The sequence below is a fragment of the Metabacillus litoralis genome (genome assembly GCF_020524045.1).
GTDB lineage: Bacteria > Bacillota > Bacilli > Bacillales > Bacillaceae > Metabacillus > Metabacillus litoralis_C.
This window is the reverse complement of the sequence record NZ_JAIVKL010000011.1, coordinates 56182-74384: the sequence shown is the minus strand read 5'-3', so window position 1 is coordinate 74384 and position 18203 is coordinate 56182. Positions and strand designations below refer to the sequence as shown.

The following is an 18203-nucleotide window of genomic DNA, read 5'->3' as shown; positions in this document are numbered from 1 at the left end:
AAAAGTTGAACGATTATTAGGTAAAGTTGAAAGATTATCGTCAAAAGTTGAACGATTAGTAGACAAAGTTGAACGATTCGAGAAAAGAATTATATATAATAGCCAAGCTTTTTGCTTTGGTCAGCAAATGTGTGGGGCGGAGATGGTTGGTTGTTGCTGTATTGCAAAATCTGTCGAATGATGGATTATACATGAAAGTTGAACGATTAACTTCAAAAGTTGAACGATTATTAGGTAAAGTTGAAAGATTATCGTCAAAAGTTGAACGATTAGTAGACAAAGTTGAACGATTCGAGAAAAGAATTATATATAATAGCCAAGCTTTTTGCTTTGTTCAGCAAATGTGTGGGGCGGAGATGGTTGGTTGTTGCTGTATTGCGAAATCTGTCGAATGATGGATTATACATGAAAGTTGAATGATTATCGCCCAAAGTTGAACGATTATTAGGTAAAGTTGAACGATTACTGAAAAGGACTTAACAACTCAAGCAAATATTTAGAAAAAATACATCAAAAAACCTCAATTATGGTAGATGAAAAGTTAAATGTTGTTCTCTTATATAATTTCACAGCAGTTTATGAGAAGTTTACTCTTATTTTCTTCATATAGACGTAAACAACCAAGCTGCTTTAACCATTTCCTGCTATTTTGATAAGTTGCTTTATGATACGATAATAGAAAAACAGTTTGCTAGGGGTAGGTAGTATCATGTTAAATCAACGTTTTCCATATGCGAAGGAAATATTTGAAACTGTAATTGAAAACGCTTACGTCTGGATTGTTATTGTTGATGCAGAAGGCAAAGTTATTTATATGAATGAAAATTATTGCCGTTTTTGTGAAGTAAATAAAGATGAAGTGATTGGACAACATGTAACCAATGTAATTGAAAATACAAGAATGCATATTGTTGTTGAAACTGGAGAAGAGGAAATAGCAGATCTTCAATATATTCGTGGGAATTATATGATTGCAAACCGAATTCCGATTTTTGCAGAAAATAAGGTTGTTGGAGCTTTTGGCACTGTTATGTTTCGAGATACAAAGGAATGGCATGAGATGAATTCACATGTGCGGCATCATCTTTCTTCGATTCAATCATTTATTGATCAACAGGAATCTACTGGAGCCAAATATACCCTTAATGATATCCACTCCAACTCAGCGATCATGAAGGAATTAAAGGAAAGAGTGAAATCCATTGCTGCGACAGACAGCTCAGTGTTAATTAGAGGTGAAAGTGGAACAGGAAAGGAATTGTTTGCACATAGTATTCATTTGTTAAGTCATCGCAGTGATAAGCCTTTTATTAAGGTCAACTGTGGAGCAATTCCAGAGCAACTACTTGAATCAGAGCTATTTGGATATGAAGACGGTGCCTTCACAGGAGCTAAGAAAGGCGGCAAAAAGGGGAAGTTTCAACTAGCAAATGGGGGAACTATTTTTCTTGATGAAATTGGTGATATGAGTGCACATATGCAGGTGAAATTACTTCGTGTTCTTCAAGAAAAAGAGGTTGAACCTGTAGGCTCATCCAAAACCATTCCATTAGATGTTAGAGTGATTACAGCAACTAATCGCCCTTTAGAAGTACTTATGGAAAGCAATAGTTTTCGTAGTGATTTATATTACAGAATTAGCGTGATTCCTTTGTTTATACCACCACTAAGGGAACGGCTGGAAGATCTTGAAACTCTTGTACGGCATTTTATAAAAAAAGTTTCATTACGAACAGGTAAACGAATTTCACTCATTCATGAAGATGTGATGAATACCTTTTTGCATTATCACTGGCAAGGGAATATTCGTGAGTTAGAAAATATAATCGAAGCTGCAATTCATCTGGCGAAATCTGATGTTATAACACTCGAAGCCATTCCAGATTACATAAAAGAAAAAACGATTTATCATTCAAGAGCAACTTCATTAAAAGAAATGTTAATTGAGGAGGAAAAGAATATTTTACTTTCAACATTAAAGAAATTCGAAGGTGATAAAAGAAAAGCTGCAAAAGCTCTTGGAATCAGTAAATCTAGCATCTATGACAAAATTCAAAAGCATCACATAACTTAATTCATTCCAGAAAATCGGAAAACAGTCCAGAAAACTGGACTGTTCTTTTTTGTGTTGCTGTATAAGACATTACTGATCATGGACAAGTTATCATTATTGAACCAATTCCAGGAATTCGGAAAAAACCTGTTTCATATGTGTCTATTTTCTTATGGCTGTTTTCGCAAACTTTGTTCCTTTTAACAACTCCAAGTAAACAGCACTGTATAAAGCATAGTGGCATCTTTTCTCCATAGATTAGTACCTATAATGCTATAACAACAATGTTTCTACAGCATAGTTAGGACAATTAGCAACAATCTTTCAGAAAAGAGACTTTTTTAAAGATTAACAGCTTAATAGAAGTTGGCACATATCTTGCATTTATATTCATGTATAAGAAAGGAGGAAGATTATGAAACACCTTTTTCATTCATTTCAAGAGGCAGTTCAAGATGTTGAAAATGGTTCAACAATTATGGTAGGGGGATTTGGGCTTTGTGGAATTCCGGAAAACTTAATTTTGGCCTTAGTTGAAACAGGAGTAAAGGATTTGACCGTTATTTCCAATAATTGTGGTGTTGATGATTGGGGACTTGGCTTACTTTTGAAAAATAAGCAAATAAAAAAAATGATTGCATCCTATGTTGGTGAAAATAAAGAGTTTGAAAGACAAGTACTAGCAAATGAAATTGAGGTGGAGTTAATACCACAAGGCACGTTAGCAGAAAGAATTCGAGCAGGTGGAGCAGGGATACCAGCATTTTATACGCCTGCAGGTGTTGGTACGCAAATTGCTGAAGGTAGAGAAGTTCGAACGTTTGATGGAAAAGAATATTTATTAGAAACAGCACTAACAGCAGATGTTAGTTTTGTCAGAGCATGGCGAGGAGATCGTCTGGGAAATCTCCAATACAACAAAACAGCTCAAAACTTTAATCCGATGATGGCAGCGGCTGGAAAAATAACAATTGCTGAAGTTGAGGAAATGATGGAAATAGGGGAAATTGCTCCACAACATGTTCATACACCAAGTATATATGTGCAGCATCTGATTGTTGGTGAACAAATAAAAAGAATTGAAAGGCTAACAGTTCGACAGGAGGAGCTACTATGAGTAAAGGTACTATTCGCGAAATCATTGCAAGACGTGCAGAACAGGAAATTGAAAGCGGTTACTATGTGAATTTAGGTATCGGAATGCCTACATTAGTAGCAAATTATATTCAACCTGATAAATTTGTTGTTTTACAATCGGAAAATGGTTTGCTTGGTATAGGGCCTTATCCTAAAGAAGAAGATGTTGATGCAGATTTAATTAATGCAGGTAAAGAAACGGTCACTGCCATACCTGGTTCAAGTTTTTTCAATAGTGCAGAGTCATTTGCAATGATTCGAGGAGGACATATTGATCTAGCAATATTAGGTGGAATGGAAGTTTCAGAGAGTGGTGATTTAGCAAATTGGATGATACCAGGGAAGATGATCAAGGGGATGGGTGGTGCCATGGATTTAGTTCATGGTGCAAAGAAGATTGTAGTCATTATGGAACATGTTTCAAAAAATGGTCAACCTAAAATCGTTAAACAATGTAGTCTGCCACTAACAGGAAAAGGTGTTGTAGACAGAATTATCACTGATCGAGCTGTGATTGATATAAGAAATAATGGAATGTTCTTAAGCGAAGTATTGGCAGGTTATACAATAGAGGATGTTTTAAAATCGACTGCTGCTAACTTAATAGTTTGCGAGAATGTTAAGGTTTCATCTTCTTCGTAAGAAACTAGTGAAACAAAGGGGGATTTAACATGTTTAGTATGATCGGTTTAATAGGCGGATTAGCACTTTTAATTTTTCTAACGATGAGGGGTATGAATTTATTAGTAGCAGGACCGTTGTGTGCTTTGTTTGTTGCCGTGTTTAGTGGGTTACCACTTTTTCCTCAATTAGTTGCTGAAGGGGAAGCTAACTTTGTAGGAAATTATATGACTGGCTTTTCAGGGTTTATCGCTTCTTGGTACTTAATGTTTTTACTAGGAGCAATCTTTGGAAAAGTTATGGAAGATAGCGGTGCAGCTGATAGTGTTTCTAAATGGATTGTTAGTAAGTTAGGAATGAAAAGAGCGGTTTTAGCGATCGTTATTGCTTGTGCTGTTTTAACTTATGGTGGAGTTAGCTTGTTTGTTGTAGCGTTTTCTGTTTACCCGATGGCAGTTAGTTTATTTAGAGAAGCGAACTTGCCAAGAAGATTTATTCCAGCAGCATTGGCGTTTGGTTCAGTGACTTTTACGATGACATCAGCTGGATCACCAGAAATTCAAAACTGGATTCCGATTGAATATTTAGGAACATCTCCATATGCAGGCTGGGAAGTAAGTTTTATTGTTGCCGTATTTATGATGGTATTCGGTTATTGGTGGTTAGGAAAAATGATTAAAAAAGCAATCTCACGTGGAGAAAGCTTTGTTGCAAGAGAAAATGATCCTGTAAATGAAGATAAAGCACTACCACACCCTTTAACAGGATTAGTGCCATTATTAGTTGTTCTTATTATTTCATTTGTATTTCATGACTCCCTACAGCAATCTGCTTTAATTATTGCCTTACTTGGAGGAGTAATTGCTACGTATTTGTTAAATCGTAAGTATTTCAAATCATTTTGGAACGCTGTTTCTGAAGGTACACTTGGTGCGTTATTAGCTTTAGGAAATACAGCTGCTGTTGTTGGTTTCGGGGGAGTAGCAAAGGCAGTACCAGCATTTGAGGTTGCAGTAAATGCTATGACAAGTATCCCTGGAAGTCCACTTATAGGTGGAGCAATTGCAGTAAGTGTTATAGCAGGTATGACTGGCTCAGCTTCTGGAGGTCAAGCAATTGCTTTACCTTTACTAGCTCCACATTACATGGATATGGGTGTAAATACTGAAGCATTACATCGTGTAGTAGCGATATCTTCTGGTGCGTTAGATTCTCTACCACACAATGGTTATGTTGTAACAACTGTTCGGGCAATTTGTGGAGAATCACATCAAGATGCCTATAACCCTGTAGGTGCTGTAACAGTCATTGTTCCACTTTTAGGAGTTATATTAGCGATTATTTTATTTTCTTTAGGATTAGGGATATAAAGAAATCTATAGATTCGGAGGTTAATAATGATGGTTTCAAATCAAGTTGTATTAGTAACAGGAGCGGCAGGAGGAATTGGCTTTGAACTAGCAAAAGCATTTGCAAGTGAAGGTGCTAAAGTTATTTTGACCGATTTAAATGAATCTCAAGTAAAAGAAAGTGCGATGGAAATTCAAAATGAAGGTAATCAAGCTCTAGGATTAAGGTGTGATGTGACAAAGGAGCAAGAGATCATTCAGGTGATTAACACAACGATAGAAGAGTATGGAAGAATTGATACACTGATAAACAATGCAGGCTTACAGCATGTTGCACATATTGAAGATTTTCCAACAGAAAAGTTTGAGTTACTAACAAAAGTGATGCTTGTCGCACCATTTATTACGACTAAATATGCTTTCCCGATTATGAAAAAGCAGAAATTTGGGAGGATTTTAAATATAGCTTCCATTAATGGGTTAATTGGATTTGCTGGTAAAGCAGCTTATAATAGTGCAAAACATGGTGTTATTGGTTTAACTAAAGTAGCTGCGTTAGAAGGAGCAGAGCATGGAATCACTGTGAATTCACTTTGTCCGGGGTATGTTGATACACCACTTGTACGAAATCAGCTTCAAGATTTAGCAAAAACAAGAAATGTACCACTAGAAGATGTATTTGAAGATGTGTTATATCCACTCATTCCACAAAAAAGATTGTTAGCAGCACAAGAGATAGCTGATTATGCTTTATTTTTAGCAAGCAATAAAGCAAAAGGTGTAACAGGTCAGGCGATTGTTATGGATGGTGGATATACAGTTCAATAAAAGATAGATTTGTATGAGGCTGGGACATAGGTGTTTAATGTAAAGATAAATCCGAATTATTAGTGATATTTCAATTAATCTTTCCTCTAATAGTTCGGATTTTTAATTGCTTTCTTCACTATATTTTTGATTTTGTATAATTTTTAAGAACTATTGGAATGGAGTGGAAGGCACTAGGGCACCTACGGGAATAGAAGAAAGTGTGAGACCTAAGCAGGCATAGCGAGGTCAATGAAAAAGTTGGCGAAATGCTTATTTAGCTAGTTGTCCCAACTACAAATGATTTCGCTCCAAAAGGAAGACAAGGTTATGATTAAGACTTTGTAAACAGTACTGCAAATGGCGGCAGAATGATCAGACCAATACTAGGAGGATTGATTGTAGATTATTACAATATGAATCTACTTTTCTACAGCATCATCGGTCTCTTAACAATTGGAATCTTCACAACCATCCTTTATGTAATAAAAACTAAATGTAGCTGTAAAAGGGGATCAAACACCAAGTGAAATTAGGGTCTGACCCTTTTTTGTTTTGTTCAGCATACGTGGGGAGGTGCTGTTTTGCTGCAGTGTTGCAAAATCTGTCGAATGATGGAATATACATGAAAGTTGAATGAATACCGCCAAAAGTTGAACAAATCCAACTAGAAGTTGAATGAATATTAGCAACAGTTGTGTATTTATAGAATGGAAGGAAAGAATTATGAACCTAAACAAATTCAATACCTATAAAATTAGGTTACTTTGAACATTTTACACAAGTTACGCATATAAATAACCAAAAGTTCCTGAATGTGAATAGCGATGTTCACAAAGGTAAATTCGATTAAATTGCTAGAAAGAAAATTATAGTGAAATGAAAAAACATCTTAAAAGGAGGAATGTTTATGTTGCCTTTTCAACTATTGAATCCTATAAAAAATGAAATGGATAAATGGTTAAATCTTCAAAATGCAGACCACATTAATGAATATATCCAGAATGTAATTTCGAAGTCCATTCCATCATCTTTTCAACAAAATAACGTTAAAGAAGAAAAAGAGATGTTTAATCAAGATTCAAAGTCACAAACGCAAGAAGATGTTGAGGAAATAAAAGAAAATAAGTCTCAAAACCTTGATATTCAAACTTTTGAGACACACGATCATGTTTATATAAAAATTTTTATTAAAGAACATAGTCAATTAGCAAATTTAAAAATTTATCATACTTCAAATCAATCTATTCTCGAAGGATATCCTACTTTAGAAGATCGACATGTTATAACACTTCCAGCGCTAGTAAAGGGTAAGGGTTCTAAAGCAGAATATCGAGATCAATATTTACAAATTCAACTTCCTAAAAAAATCGATATGCAATATACAGAAATAGATGTTCAAGGGCTTGATTAAAGACGTCTAATTCTTTTTATATGACACTTGTTTTCCCTGAATTTGAATCATTTAGATCATTATCATTAACGATACTTAAAGGACAATTATTTAACGTTAAATCCCCATTTTCTTCTCCAAATCCTTGGTTTTGTTTATTCGATAAAAAATAATCAATTTGTTGTGTTGGTCCAAAACTTATTGTGCCACCACGGTCAATGACATTCACCTTAAAACCTAATAAATTAACAACTACAGGACTAAAAAACATAAAAATATCATTCCTTTCCATTTGTATATTGTCAATCATTATTTAATTGGAACAGGGCTTGATGAATAGGAGGAAGGTGAATCTACTCCATCACGATCATCTACAAAACTTCTCGTACCAACAAAAGCACCCTCATCACCAAAATTTTGACCAAATCCCTGTGTTTTTTTATCTGAATTATGCCATTCTGCTAATAAATTTTGACCAACATTGACTGCTGAAGCATTTTCAAATGAGTTTATCTTTAAAAGGTAGATATTAATATTAATAGATGTTCCCATTGTGCAAAGGCCTCCTTTTTATGAGGTATATGAAGTGAACTACTTAATTATTCAATTATATAAAGTGGTATGAAATTAATTCTTCATAATACTTATATATAATAGAGGCCCCTCACTGTTTATATATAATCATTGACGGATAGTTAGGAGGAATTACTTTGGATTTTGAAAAACTTAAACAGTGGATGGAGATATCAAAAGGTTATCAAAATGGGGAGTTTTGGAACGCGATCTTTGATCAAACGAATCCCGAAGAAATGATGAAGCAATTTCAAGGGGATCAAGGTAACAAAAATAATCAAAAAAAGAGTGGTTACTCACCAAATACGGATATCTACCTAACAGATACAGCAGTGATTGTCTTAATAGAAATACCTGGTGCTAACAAAGAGGAAATCCTTTTATCTGTTTCTGGAACCAAATTAACGATAAGAGGATCGATAAAGCTAATGATTATGAATGGAGTGACAATCCAAGCAGAACGAAAATATGGTGAATTTCAAAGGGTGATAGAACTACCAGAACCTGTTGATAGTAAGGATATACATGCTAGGTTTGAAAATGGCCTACTTGTTGTCACTTATAATAGAAATTACCGTCAAGAAGAACGAATAAATATTAGATAAATGACTTTTTTATCGTTTGAGAATCATGATGATCGGAGTCATCTACTAATACTATAGGGTTAAGTATCAAAACATTATCGGCATTTTGTTCTCCGAAACCTTGTGTTTTTTTATTTACTACATGCTTTCTATATCGAAGTGAACTACTTAATGAAATGGCACATTCCTTACCTACTGTATTAACGCTTATATTTCCTAAATTAATTGTTGTTTTTTCGTCCACATAAACCCCTCCAAGAAATTTTTATTTTGTATGATACTTTTTATTAAGGTGTGATTTCATATATGTCTTTTAAAGATTTATTCAACTCAAATCAAAAAGATGAAGATATTCATAAGAAGGTCGATAATTTAGAGAAAAAGTTTAAAAGATTAAATACTATTGAAGTGCAAATAAATCGATTGTTAAGGTTTGAAGAACAGTATAAGCTTGCTACATATAATAATAGAGACAAGAAACACACCGACCGAAAACAAGAAAGTATACTACCAAAGAAACCTGATATCAATTTTGAAAAACTTGAAGAAAAATTAGAAAAAAAATAAATATGCTTATAAAAAACGAAACAAATCCTTTATACGATAAAATAAATGTACTTTCTAAACGTGTGAAAAGTTTGGAAAGCTATATAGCATCTTTAGAAAAACTTATGCAAATATTAATGCATCAAGAAGATACAAAAGAGGATAGTATGAGGACCCGTGAAGGACAACCTGTTATTTTTCAAGAAATTACAGTCGAAAAGCTTTTTATGGACAAATATGAACAAACAAATAACTTGGGACAAGTCGGTATTAAGGAACTTAGCGGACATTTAAATATTGGAGCTACATATGAAAAAGGATTGATACCAAGTGAGTTAATTGAGGAGTGGAAAACAGATCTTAATCAAATGAAAGAAGAACAAAAAGAACAAAAAGAAGATCAGGACGAGCACTTTCATAATGACAATCAATGTTCAGAAAGAGAAAAGGATCATATTGTCTCAGATGAAAATACTAGTTAATTTAATGGTCATAGCAATTAAAACAGTTTCTATAGTTAAAAACCAATGCTTGATAAATAAAATTTGTATCGTTTCGAGACTTTGCCTCATGGCTCACTTTAGATAAACAAATGACGAGCAAAGTAGCCTTGGAAGTCATAAATTGCGTTGCCATGACTCTACATTATGGTGTAATACTGTAACTTACTTCATGTTGAGTCATATCTTCAGGCTCGTTAGATTTTCTATCATATATTGGTGATATCTTAACAACAGTTATCGTTGTGTTGGATCACATCAAGATCTATTTGCATGCCTCTTTTTCTTTTTCCTATACTGAACCAGTCTTAATAAAATATCGCCTTTCTAATAAACTTGCATATCCCGACAAATTTATATAAAATAACCTTAACATGTATACGAAATGAACGGAGAGAAGGAATAGTAATTAGCAAAAATTGCTTCAGAGAATTGACGGGTGGTGCAAGTCAATCAATTTTGCTTATGAACTCGCCTTTGAGTTACAAATGTGAAAGCCAAAATGGTGAAGTAATGTTTGTCGTCGATCCACGTTACGGATGTCAAAGTGGACATAATCATTATGTCAATGTTGGGTGGTACCACGGGATTTAAACCTCTCGTCCCTTGTTTGGGATGTGGGGTTTTTTCTTTTTAGTACTATTAATCATTCAAATTGGAAATTTCTTTAAAATTAGAAGCACTTTGTCCCGTTCAAATTAAAATTTTTTATAAATAAACATAAACATACATAGCGTTAAGGAGGAAAACAAATGAGCTTCAATCATCAAGAGATTGAGAAAAAATGGCAAGATCACTGGTTATCTAATAAAACATTTAAAACGACTGAGGATGCTGAAAAGCCAAAGTTTTATGCACTTGATATGTTTCCATATCCTTCAGGTGCAGGTCTTCATGTAGGACATCCAGAAGGCTATACAGCTACAGATATTTTATCTCGTATGAAGCGTATGCAAGGCTTTAATGTTCTTCATCCAATGGGGTGGGATGCATTTGGTTTGCCAGCTGAACAATATGCACTTGATACTGGTAATGATCCTGCAGAATTTACAGAGCAAAATATTAATAATTTCAGAAGACAAATCCAAGCTCTTGGGTTTTCTTATGACTGGGATCGTGAAGTAAATACAACAGATCCTGAGTACTATAAATGGACACAGTGGATCTTTTTACAACTTTACAAAAAAGGTCTAGCTTATGTAGATGAAGTACCTGTTAACTGGTGTCCTGCACTTGGAACTGTTTTAGCAAATGAAGAAGTAATAGACGGAAAAAGTGAGCGTGGTGGACATCCTGTAGAACGCCGTCCAATGAAACAATGGATGCTGAGAATTACTGCTTATGCAGATCGTCTACTGGAAGATCTTGAAGATGTGGATTGGCCTGAAAGCATTAAAGATATGCAACGCAATTGGATTGGTCGATCAGAAGGAGCTCATGTTACATTTGAAATTGAGGGGCATGATGAGAATTTTACCGTGTTTACGACACGTCCTGATACATTATTTGGTGCAACTTATGCTGTTTTAGCACCAGAGCATTCTTTTATTGATAAAATTACGACTCCTGAGCAAAAAGATGCTGTAGCAGCTTATATTGATGAAGTGAAGCACAAAAGTGACCTTGAGCGTACTGAGCTTTCGAAAGAGAAATCAGGTGTATTCACTGGGGCTTATGCTATCAATCCTGTGAATGGTGAAAAAATGCCAATATGGATTGCTGATTATGTACTTGTAACGTATGGAACAGGTGCAATTATGGCTGTTCCAGCACATGATGAGCGCGACTATGAATTCGCTGTGAAATTTGATCTTCCAATTAAAGAGGTTGTTAGTGGTGGCGATGTAACAAAAGAGGCATATACAGGTGATGGTGAGCATGTAAACTCTGATTTCTTAAATGGACTAGCTAAAGTAGAAGCCATTGAAAGTGCGATATCATGGCTTGAGGAAAATGGTAAAGGTGAAAAGAAAGTCACTTACCGTCTTCGTGATTGGTTATTTAGCCGTCAACGTTATTGGGGTGAGCCAATTCCAATTATCCATTGGGAAGATGGCACAATGTCTGCTGTTCCAGAAGAAGAGCTGCCACTTGTTTTACCGAAAACAACTGAAATCAGACCTTCAGGAACTGGGGAATCACCACTTGCGATCATTTCTGACTTCGTAAATGTTGTTGATCCAGAAACAGGTAAGAAAGGTCGTCGTGAAACAAATACTATGCCACAATGGGCAGGAAGTTGCTGGTATTACTTACGTTATATTGATCCAAAAAACAGTGAAGCACTTGCTGATGATGCAAAATTAAAGAAATGGTTACCAGTAGATATTTATATAGGTGGAGCAGAGCATGCTGTTCTTCACTTACTTTACGCACGTTTCTGGCATAAGTTTTTATATGATATCGGTGTTGTACCAACAAAAGAGCCATTCCAAAAATTATTTAACCAAGGTATGATTCTTGGAGAAAATAATGAAAAAATGAGTAAATCTAAAGGAAATGTCGTCAATCCAGATGAAATTGTTGAATCACATGGTGCAGATACACTTCGTTTGTATGAAATGTTTATGGGACCTTTAGAAGCTTCAATTGCATGGTCTACAACTGGACTTGACGGAGCTAGACGATTCTTAGATAGAATTTGGCGTTTATTTATTGAAGACAACGGTCAGATAAGTCCAAAGATTGTTGATGAACCAAATGAAGGTCTTGAGCGAGTTTATCATCAAACAGTGAAAAAAGTAACAGAGGATTTAGAAGGACTGCGTTTTAACACGGCTATTTCTCAATTAATGGTATTCATTAATGACGCTTATAAAGCTACAACACTTCCTAAGGAGTATGTTGAAGGTTTTGTAAAATTAGTTTCGCCAATTGCTCCTCACTTAGCTGAGGAATTATGGAGCAAACTTGGTCATAGCACAACGATTACTTATGAAGCATGGCCTGCTTTTGAAGAAGCAAAATTAGTAGAAAATGAAGTGGAAATTGTTGTACAAGTAAACGGAAAAGTACGAGCAAAGCTTCTTGTTGCAAAAGATGTAACGAAGGACCAGCTTGAACAAATTGCTCTTGAAGATGACCGTGTAAAAGAACAAGTAGAAGGAAAAACGATTCGCAAAGTGATTGCTGTTCCTGGAAAACTTGTTAATATTGTTGCAAATTAAGAATTCAATAAGCGGCTCGTAAGGTGAAACGATCTTGCGAGCTGTTTTTGTTAGGTCTTTTTGAGTATTCGAACTCCTTGCTTACTGGTTCCACATCGTATACATTTGTTATAATGCTACTATTAAAACTGAAAGGGTGTACTAAATGTACGAATTAAAAGAAATCTCTCCTGAAGAAATTCAACAAAAGCTTGAAAAAGGAGAGGTAATCGAATTAATAGATGTTCGAGAAGATGAAGAAGTTGAAGCAGGAATGATTCCACAAGCAAGACATATTCGTATGAATGATATACCTGATTCTTTAGATGCAATTGATAAAGAGAAGGAAACAATTTTTATATGTCGTTCTGGTGGTCGCAGCGGAAATGTGTGTGCGTATTTGCAAGATAAGGGATTTAATGTAGTGAACATGACTGGTGGTATGCTTGATTACAAAGGGGAAACAAAGCCGAAAAGTCAGATTGGTTAAATTTAATAAAGTGATGGCTAAAGCTCCTTGTTGAATTTTGCTTATTTATTATCTAACAATGAAGCGATTATTACATTAGCTACATAGGTCGCGAAAATAACTAAAAAAAGACTACCTGTCCAATGAGGGCGTCCAAGGTAGTCTTTTAATTTTTTTGAAGTAGGCTATTTTCGCAAACTTTGTTGCTTTTAAATACCTGAAGCAATCAGCACTGTATTATGTCTAGTGGCATCTTTTCTTCATATAATCGTACCCTTATCGTGAAAAGTATTAGTTTTCACGATAAATAATGAGTGCAGAAAAGCAGTAAAGCTGTTCTCCTTCATCATCTGTTGTAACAGCAACACTGTATTTGATATCTTGGACTTGTCCTTCACTTAAATCTGCTAAAAATACATTTAATCCTTCTTCTAAATCTTTTTCATGTTCTTCATCAAATAAAGCAACCTTTAACATCTAATCACATCCTTTAATGAAAAAATGTATCAATATACTATATTTGATCAAGATACATAATATGATTAAATAAGTAAGGAGTTTTAATTCTTTATTACTTTTGTTTAGAATGGATCGCAGCGTTCAGTCCTGCAAGGCGACCAGTTACTAGCGCTGAAGTAATATTATATCCGCCAGTATACCCATGTATATCAAGGATTTCTCCACAGAAGTAAAGACCTTTTTTGAATTTTGATGACATTTCACGAGGATGAATTTCTTTTACAGATACACCTCCACCAGTTACGAAAGCTTTTTCAAGTGATAAAGTTCCATTTACATGAAATTGAAATTGCTTACAATCTCTTACAAAAGAGCGAAGTTTTTCATTTGATAGATTATCATAAGTCACAAGTGGATCTATTAGATTTTTTTCTAACAAATAAAGTAAATACCTCTCAGGTAAAAGTCCTTTTAACACATTTTTAATTGCTTTTTTTGCATCTTGTTTTAGATCTTTTACAATCGTTTGAAACAGCTGTTCTTCATTTATGGCAGGAACCGAATCAATACTAACAGTAATTGCGTTCGTTTTAAATTTTTTCATCGCTTTAACAACATATTGACTGCATCTTAATACTGCTGGGCCTGAGATGCCAAAATGGGTAAAAATCATATCCATTTTATGTGTGATGATAGGTTTGCCTTTGGGATTCATTACACTTAAAGCAACATCCCTAAGTGAGAGGCCTTGCAAAGTTTTTTCTTGTATAAATTTTTCGTTAGATGTTAGTGGAACTTCAGTTGGAAATAGTTCAACAATTGAATGTCCTGCTTTTTCAGCCCAGGCATATCCATCTCCAGTACTACCTGTATGAGGAACACTTTTCCCCCCGACAGCAAGTACGACTGATTTGGTTGTTAATTCCTCCCCACTAACAAGCTGTATTGTACGAACTGATTCTTCAGTATAGATCACATCTTTAACAGGCTCATTTGTTCGAATCGTCACATTTAACCGTTTTAATTCATTGAGTAAGGCATCAACAACTGATTGTGCTTTATCAGTGACGGGAAACATACGTCCATGGTCTTCCTCTTTCAGTTGTATTCCTAGATTTTCAAAGAATTTAATAATGTCTTCATTACTAAACTCAGAAAAGGCACTATATAAGAATCGTCCGTTTCCAGGGATATGTTTGATTATTTCATCTATTGGTAAACGATTTGTAACATTACATCGTCCTCCACCAGAAATGGCAAGCTTTCTCCCAAGTTTGTTTCCTTTATCTAAAAGAAGAACTTTTGCACCATTTTCACCAGCTGCAATTGCTGCCATTAATCCTGATGGTCCCCCACCTATAACAACTACATCATATTTCATTAAGTTATTCACACCTTCATTTCTTAAGTCTGCTTCTCATATTATAGCTGAAGTGATCGAAAAGCCCAAAAAAATTGTTATTTAAACATCAAAAATAGAAAGCTGAAATCTTCGCAAGACGAATACAAACTTATGGTATAAGCGTAGGATTATGGTAAAATAGAAAAGTTGAATCTTCATAGAGAAGAATGGTGAATCAGAATTATGTCGAATAAACTATTAAGAGGAACGTTTATCCTAACGTTAGGTACATATGTTTCAAGAATATTAGGAATGATTTATCTTATTCCTTTTGCTGCAATGGTTGGAACAACTGGTGGTGGTTTGTTTCAAACAGGTTATGCACAATATACGATCTTTTTAAGTATTGCAACTGCTGGATTTCCTGCTGCTATTTCAAAATTTGTGTCTAAATATAATTCAATGGGCGATTATCAAACAAGTCGAAGGATGTTTAAATCCGGTATTTTGGTGATGTTAGCTACGGGCTTTATTGCTTTTGCTCTTTTGTATGCACTTGCACCTAAGTTAGCCTTAAGTGCTCTTGCAGATGAGGAAATAAGTGGTGTGACAGTAGATGATGCAATTTTTGTTATTCGCATGGTCAGTATTGCCCTTATCGTTGTCCCGTTAATGAGTTTAATTCGTGGTTTTTTTCAAGGACACCAATCCATGGGACCAACTGCTGTATCACAGGTAGTGGAACAACTAATAAGAATCGTTTTTTTGTTAACATCAACTTATCTAATACTTAATGTTTTAAATGGGGATCTTGTATTGGCAGTTGGTTATGCGACTTTTGCTGCTTTTGTAGGAGCTATAGGTGGTTTACTTGTCCTTTTAGTGTATTGGATACGTCGCAAAAACACACTTTTAGCTATGCAAGCAGAGCAAATAGAATCAGAACCTATTCCAATTGCAACAATGTTTAAAGAAGTCTTTCGATATGCTGGTCCGTTTGTTTTTGTGGGCTTGGCCATACCGATCTATAATTATATAGATACAAATACATTCAATCGAGCAATGCTCAGTGTTGGGAATGATAAAACGTACACGTTAGATATGTATACAGTATTACTGCTTTATGTTCCAAAACTAGTCATGATTCCAGTATCATTAGCTACTGCATTCGGTTTAACCCTTATACCAACAATTACGGAATCCTTTACTAGTAATAATCGAGTATTGCTACATAAACAAATTAATCAGACGCTACAAATCATTATGTTCTTAGTTTTACCAGCTGTAGTCGGATTATCTGTATTAGCAGGACCAGCTTATAATATCTTTTATGCAGGTTCATCTGAAGAGATAGGTAAACATATTTTAATGTGGTATGCACCGATTGCCTTGCTGTTTTCTCTTTTCACAGTTAATGCAGCCATTTTACAAGGAATAAATAAACAAAAGTTAGCTGTTATTAGTTTAGTCATCGGGCTGATTGTAAAGCTTGCTCTAAACTCAACGCTTATTCAAATGTTTGAAGGTGTCGGATCAATAATAGCAACAGCAGCAGGCTATTTTGTATCATTGTTATATGGTTTTGCGATGATTAAGCGTCATGCAGGTTTTTCATTTAAATTATTAGTAAAACGATCTGTGTTAATCATTATGTTATCGTTATTTATGGGTCTTGCTGTATCTGTTTCTCAATCTGTTTTAAGTATTTTTATCAATTATACTGATGGAAGACTTCAATCGGTTATTGTAGGAGGAATTTCGGTTTTATTAGGTGCAGTAATCTATTTGTTTTTAGCTTATCGCTCACATCTTCTTGAAAAACTTTTAGGTAATAAGTTAAATCGATTTCTACCTAGAAGGAGATCAGTAGAATAGATTGAAAATCTTAAACTCGGATAGACTAAAAGTAACCTTATAAAGCGAACTCGGCAGGATGCAAGTTTTTGTCATAAAAAGATGTGAAATATAAAATTAATTTTTCTATATTTAGATACTGTGCCACGGGCTTAAGATTATTTACTCAGTTTTGGTTCTTAGTGCAAGCACCTAGATAGACCTTTGGAGCCAAAGTCACACATAAATAGAAAATAACGTGTGTTTTCTATTTATGTGCTTCTCATGCTTGCCCGAGTCTAATCAGGTTGCTAAGTTTTTTGATAGGGGGAAAGTATATGAGAATAGACAAGTTATTAGCGAATTCTGGATTTGGAACTCGTAAAGAAGTAAAAAAAATGTTGAAAACAGGTGTAGTTAAAGCCGATGGTGTAGCAATAAAAGATCCAAAAACGCAGGTGAATCCTGATGAACAAATAATCACAGTAAATGATGATAAAGTGGAATACAAGGAATTTGTTTATTTGCTTATGAATAAGCCAGCAGGTTATCTTTCTGCTACTGAGGATGAGGTACAAGAAACAGTCATTGATCTCCTTCAAATGGAAGATGCTGTTTGTCAACCATTTCCGGTTGGACGTCTTGATAAAGATACAGAAGGTTTATTATTATTAACAAATGATGGTCAATTGACACACCAACTTCTTTCACCTAAAAAACATGTGCCAAAAACTTACTTTGCTACGATTTTAGGAGAAGTAACAGAAGAGGATATAAATTCATTCAAACAAGGAGTAGAACTTGATGATGGTTATGTGACGAAACCAGCTATATTAGAGATTCTGACATCAGGAAATCAATCAACTATTCATGTGACGATAACTGAAGGAAAGTATCATCAAGTGAAAAGAATGTTTGAGTCAGTGGATAAAAAAGTTACGTACTTAAAAAGAATATCTATGGGGCCGATTTCCTTAGATGAGGATGAATTAAAAACAGGTGAGTATCGTGAATTAACAGATGACGAGCTTGAGGCTTTGAGAAATGCACAACCTATCGATATAACTACTGAGTAATAATGCAAAAAAGAGGAACCTTTAACAAGAAGGTTCCTTTTATGTATAGTGAAATAAATTTTATTGATATTAAGAAGACATTTTAACCTTTTTATTTGTAGTTGACCATTTACCTCTTGTTGGGCTGTGAACCAAATCGTTGTATGCTAATACATTTAGATCTCGCTGAATTGTTCTAGGAGTTATACCAAATTCGTCAACAAGTTGCTGTGTTGACACAGTCCCTCGCTCATTAATAAACATGTAGATTGATTTGATTCTGGTTAGCATACGGTTTGTTGAAGGTTTCAAAAAACCACTCCTTATCGTTTGATC

The 18203-nt window shown here is 34.7% G+C and carries 21 protein-coding genes and 1 other annotated feature; of the genes, 15 read left to right on the top strand and 6 right to left on the bottom strand.

Features of this window, described 5'->3' with window-relative positions:
• The 8 genes from LC076_RS16615 to LC076_RS16580 all read left to right on the top strand — a co-directional run.
• The coding region (locus tag LC076_RS16615) for a hypothetical protein (RefSeq protein WP_226670228.1) at positions 1-181 on the top strand (181 nt) is incomplete at its 5' end.
• A 10-nt stretch (positions 182-191) separates the two neighbouring features.
• The gene (locus LC076_RS16610) at positions 192-395 is read left to right on the top strand and encodes a hypothetical protein (protein WP_226670227.1); all 204 of its coding nucleotides are present in this window, start codon (positions 192-194) and stop codon (positions 393-395) included.
• 314 nt (positions 396-709) lie between these two features.
• The gene (locus tag LC076_RS16605; RefSeq protein WP_226670226.1) at positions 710-2074 is read left to right on the top strand and encodes a sigma-54 interaction domain-containing protein; all 1365 of its coding nucleotides are present in this window, start codon (positions 710-712) and stop codon (positions 2072-2074) included.
• A 394-nt stretch (positions 2075-2468) separates the two neighbouring features.
• Positions 2469-3170 (top strand): CoA transferase subunit A, encoded by a 702-nt coding sequence (locus tag LC076_RS16600; RefSeq protein ID WP_226670225.1) that lies wholly within the window; start codon positions 2469-2471, stop codon positions 3168-3170.
• Positions 3167-3832: a 3-oxoacid CoA-transferase subunit B gene (locus LC076_RS16595; RefSeq protein ID WP_226670224.1), complete on the top strand. Its 666-nt coding sequence runs from the start codon at positions 3167-3169 to the stop codon at positions 3830-3832. Before LC076_RS16600 ends, LC076_RS16595 begins: the two co-directional genes overlap by 4 nt.
• 29 nt (positions 3833-3861) lie before the next feature.
• The gene (locus LC076_RS16590; RefSeq protein WP_226670223.1) at positions 3862-5181 is read left to right on the top strand and encodes a GntP family permease; all 1320 of its coding nucleotides are present in this window, start codon (positions 3862-3864) and stop codon (positions 5179-5181) included.
• Between the two features lie 30 nt (positions 5182-5211).
• Positions 5212-5988, top strand: coding sequence for a 3-hydroxybutyrate dehydrogenase (locus LC076_RS16585; protein WP_226670229.1), 777 nt, complete (start codon positions 5212-5214; stop codon positions 5986-5988).
• Between the two features lie 889 nt (positions 5989-6877).
• A complete protein-coding gene (locus LC076_RS16580; protein WP_226670222.1) occupies positions 6878-7381 on the top strand; it encodes a hypothetical protein in 504 nt (167 codons plus the stop codon).
• A 16-nt stretch (positions 7382-7397) separates the two neighbouring features.
• Here the strand turns inward: LC076_RS16580 and LC076_RS16575 are convergent, their stop codons facing one another.
• Positions 7398-7631, bottom strand: a complete 234-nt coding sequence (locus LC076_RS16575; RefSeq protein ID WP_226670221.1) for a hypothetical protein — start codon at positions 7629-7631, stop codon at positions 7398-7400.
• A gap of 38 nt (positions 7632-7669) precedes the next feature.
• Positions 7670-7912: a hypothetical protein gene (locus LC076_RS16570; RefSeq protein WP_226670220.1), complete on the bottom strand. Its 243-nt coding sequence runs from the start codon at positions 7910-7912 to the stop codon at positions 7670-7672.
• A gap of 158 nt (positions 7913-8070) precedes the next feature.
• On the opposite strand from LC076_RS16570, the gene LC076_RS16565 reads away from it, so the two are divergent.
• Positions 8071-8538, top strand: coding sequence for an Hsp20/alpha crystallin family protein (locus tag LC076_RS16565; protein ID WP_226670219.1), 468 nt, complete (start codon positions 8071-8073; stop codon positions 8536-8538).
• On the opposite strand, the gene LC076_RS16560 is transcribed toward LC076_RS16565, so the two are convergent.
• On the bottom strand, positions 8531-8761 hold the full coding sequence (locus tag LC076_RS16560) for a hypothetical protein (RefSeq protein WP_226670218.1): 231 nt from the start codon (positions 8759-8761) through the stop codon (positions 8531-8533). The genes LC076_RS16565 and LC076_RS16560 overlap by 8 nt on opposite strands.
• A gap of 62 nt (positions 8762-8823) precedes the next feature.
• On the opposite strand from LC076_RS16560, the gene LC076_RS16555 reads away from it, so the two are divergent.
• The 4 genes from LC076_RS16555 to LC076_RS16540 all read left to right on the top strand — a co-directional run bounded on the left by LC076_RS16555 (position 8824) and on the right by LC076_RS16540 (position 13199).
• A complete protein-coding gene (locus LC076_RS16555; protein WP_226670217.1) occupies positions 8824-9084 on the top strand; it encodes a hypothetical protein in 261 nt (86 codons plus the stop codon).
• Between the two features lie 2 nt (positions 9085-9086).
• Positions 9087-9545, top strand: coding sequence for a hypothetical protein (locus LC076_RS16550; protein ID WP_226670216.1), 459 nt, complete (start codon positions 9087-9089; stop codon positions 9543-9545).
• 401 nt (positions 9546-9946) lie between these two features.
• Positions 9947-10173, top strand: a binding site (T-box leader).
• Between the two features lie 142 nt (positions 10174-10315).
• Positions 10316-12730, top strand: coding sequence for a leucine--tRNA ligase (leuS, locus tag LC076_RS16545; protein WP_226670215.1), 2415 nt, complete (start codon positions 10316-10318; stop codon positions 12728-12730).
• 145 nt (positions 12731-12875) lie between these two features.
• On the top strand, positions 12876-13199 hold the full coding sequence (locus LC076_RS16540; protein WP_226670214.1) for a rhodanese-like domain-containing protein: 324 nt from the start codon (positions 12876-12878) through the stop codon (positions 13197-13199).
• A gap of 270 nt (positions 13200-13469) precedes the next feature.
• On the opposite strand, the gene LC076_RS16535 is transcribed toward LC076_RS16540, so the two are convergent.
• On the bottom strand, positions 13470-13655 hold the full coding sequence (locus tag LC076_RS16535) for a sporulation protein Cse60 (protein ID WP_226670213.1): 186 nt from the start codon (positions 13653-13655) through the stop codon (positions 13470-13472).
• Between the two features lie 94 nt (positions 13656-13749).
• Positions 13750-15018 (bottom strand): NAD(P)/FAD-dependent oxidoreductase, encoded by a 1269-nt coding sequence (locus LC076_RS16530; RefSeq protein ID WP_226670212.1) that lies wholly within the window; start codon positions 15016-15018, stop codon positions 13750-13752.
• A gap of 204 nt (positions 15019-15222) precedes the next feature.
• Here LC076_RS16530 and LC076_RS16525 point away from each other — a divergent pair, with 204 nt between their 5' ends.
• Both LC076_RS16525 and LC076_RS16520 read left to right on the top strand, forming a co-directional pair.
• Positions 15223-16854 (top strand): polysaccharide biosynthesis protein, encoded by a 1632-nt coding sequence (locus LC076_RS16525; protein ID WP_226670211.1) that lies wholly within the window; start codon positions 15223-15225, stop codon positions 16852-16854.
• A gap of 296 nt (positions 16855-17150) precedes the next feature.
• Positions 17151-17888: a pseudouridine synthase gene (locus LC076_RS16520; RefSeq protein WP_226670210.1), complete on the top strand. Its 738-nt coding sequence runs from the start codon at positions 17151-17153 to the stop codon at positions 17886-17888.
• Positions 17889-17957: 69 nt separating this feature from the next.
• On the opposite strand, the gene LC076_RS16515 is transcribed toward LC076_RS16520, so the two are convergent.
• Positions 17958-18179, bottom strand: coding sequence for a DeoR family transcriptional regulator (locus tag LC076_RS16515; protein ID WP_226670209.1), 222 nt, complete (start codon positions 18177-18179; stop codon positions 17958-17960).
• Between the last annotated feature and the right edge of the window lie 24 nt (positions 18180-18203).

Bases quoted from the DNA above. Each gene is read 5' to 3' on its own strand.
- LC076_RS16610 (WP_226670227.1), top strand. From the start codon at position 192: ATGAAAGTTGAACGATTAACTTCAAAAGTTGAACGATTATTAGGTAAA.
- LC076_RS16525 (WP_226670211.1), top strand. From the start codon at position 15,223: ATGTCGAATAAACTATTAAGAGGAACGTTTATCCTAACGTTAGGTACA.
- LC076_RS16600 (WP_226670225.1), top strand. From the start codon at position 2,469: ATGAAACACCTTTTTCATTCATTTCAAGAGGCAGTTCAAGATGTTGAA.
- LC076_RS16585 (WP_226670229.1), top strand. From the start codon at position 5,212: ATGGTTTCAAATCAAGTTGTATTAGTAACAGGAGCGGCAGGAGGAATT.
- LC076_RS16550 (WP_226670216.1), top strand. From the start codon at position 9,087: ATGCTTATAAAAAACGAAACAAATCCTTTATACGATAAAATAAATGTA.
- LC076_RS16605 (WP_226670226.1), top strand. From the start codon at position 710: ATGTTAAATCAACGTTTTCCATATGCGAAGGAAATATTTGAAACTGTA.
- LC076_RS16590 (WP_226670223.1), top strand. From the start codon at position 3,862: ATGTTTAGTATGATCGGTTTAATAGGCGGATTAGCACTTTTAATTTTT.
- LC076_RS16535 (WP_226670213.1), bottom strand. From the start codon at position 13,655: ATGTTAAAGGTTGCTTTATTTGATGAAGAACATGAAAAAGATTTAGAA.
- LC076_RS16575 (WP_226670221.1), bottom strand. From the start codon at position 7,631: ATGTTTTTTAGTCCTGTAGTTGTTAATTTATTAGGTTTTAAGGTGAAT.
- LC076_RS16580 (WP_226670222.1), top strand. From the start codon at position 6,878: ATGTTGCCTTTTCAACTATTGAATCCTATAAAAAATGAAATGGATAAA.
- LC076_RS16530 (WP_226670212.1), bottom strand. From the start codon at position 15,018: ATGAAATATGATGTAGTTGTTATAGGTGGGGGACCATCAGGATTAATG.
- LC076_RS16520 (WP_226670210.1), top strand. From the start codon at position 17,151: ATGAGAATAGACAAGTTATTAGCGAATTCTGGATTTGGAACTCGTAAA.
- LC076_RS16570 (WP_226670220.1), bottom strand. From the start codon at position 7,912: ATGGGAACATCTATTAATATTAATATCTACCTTTTAAAGATAAACTCA.
- LC076_RS16555 (WP_226670217.1), top strand. From the start codon at position 8,824: ATGTCTTTTAAAGATTTATTCAACTCAAATCAAAAAGATGAAGATATT.
- leuS (WP_226670215.1), top strand. From the start codon at position 10,316: ATGAGCTTCAATCATCAAGAGATTGAGAAAAAATGGCAAGATCACTGG.
- LC076_RS16595 (WP_226670224.1), top strand. From the start codon at position 3,167: ATGAGTAAAGGTACTATTCGCGAAATCATTGCAAGACGTGCAGAACAG.
- LC076_RS16540 (WP_226670214.1), top strand. From the start codon at position 12,876: ATGTACGAATTAAAAGAAATCTCTCCTGAAGAAATTCAACAAAAGCTT.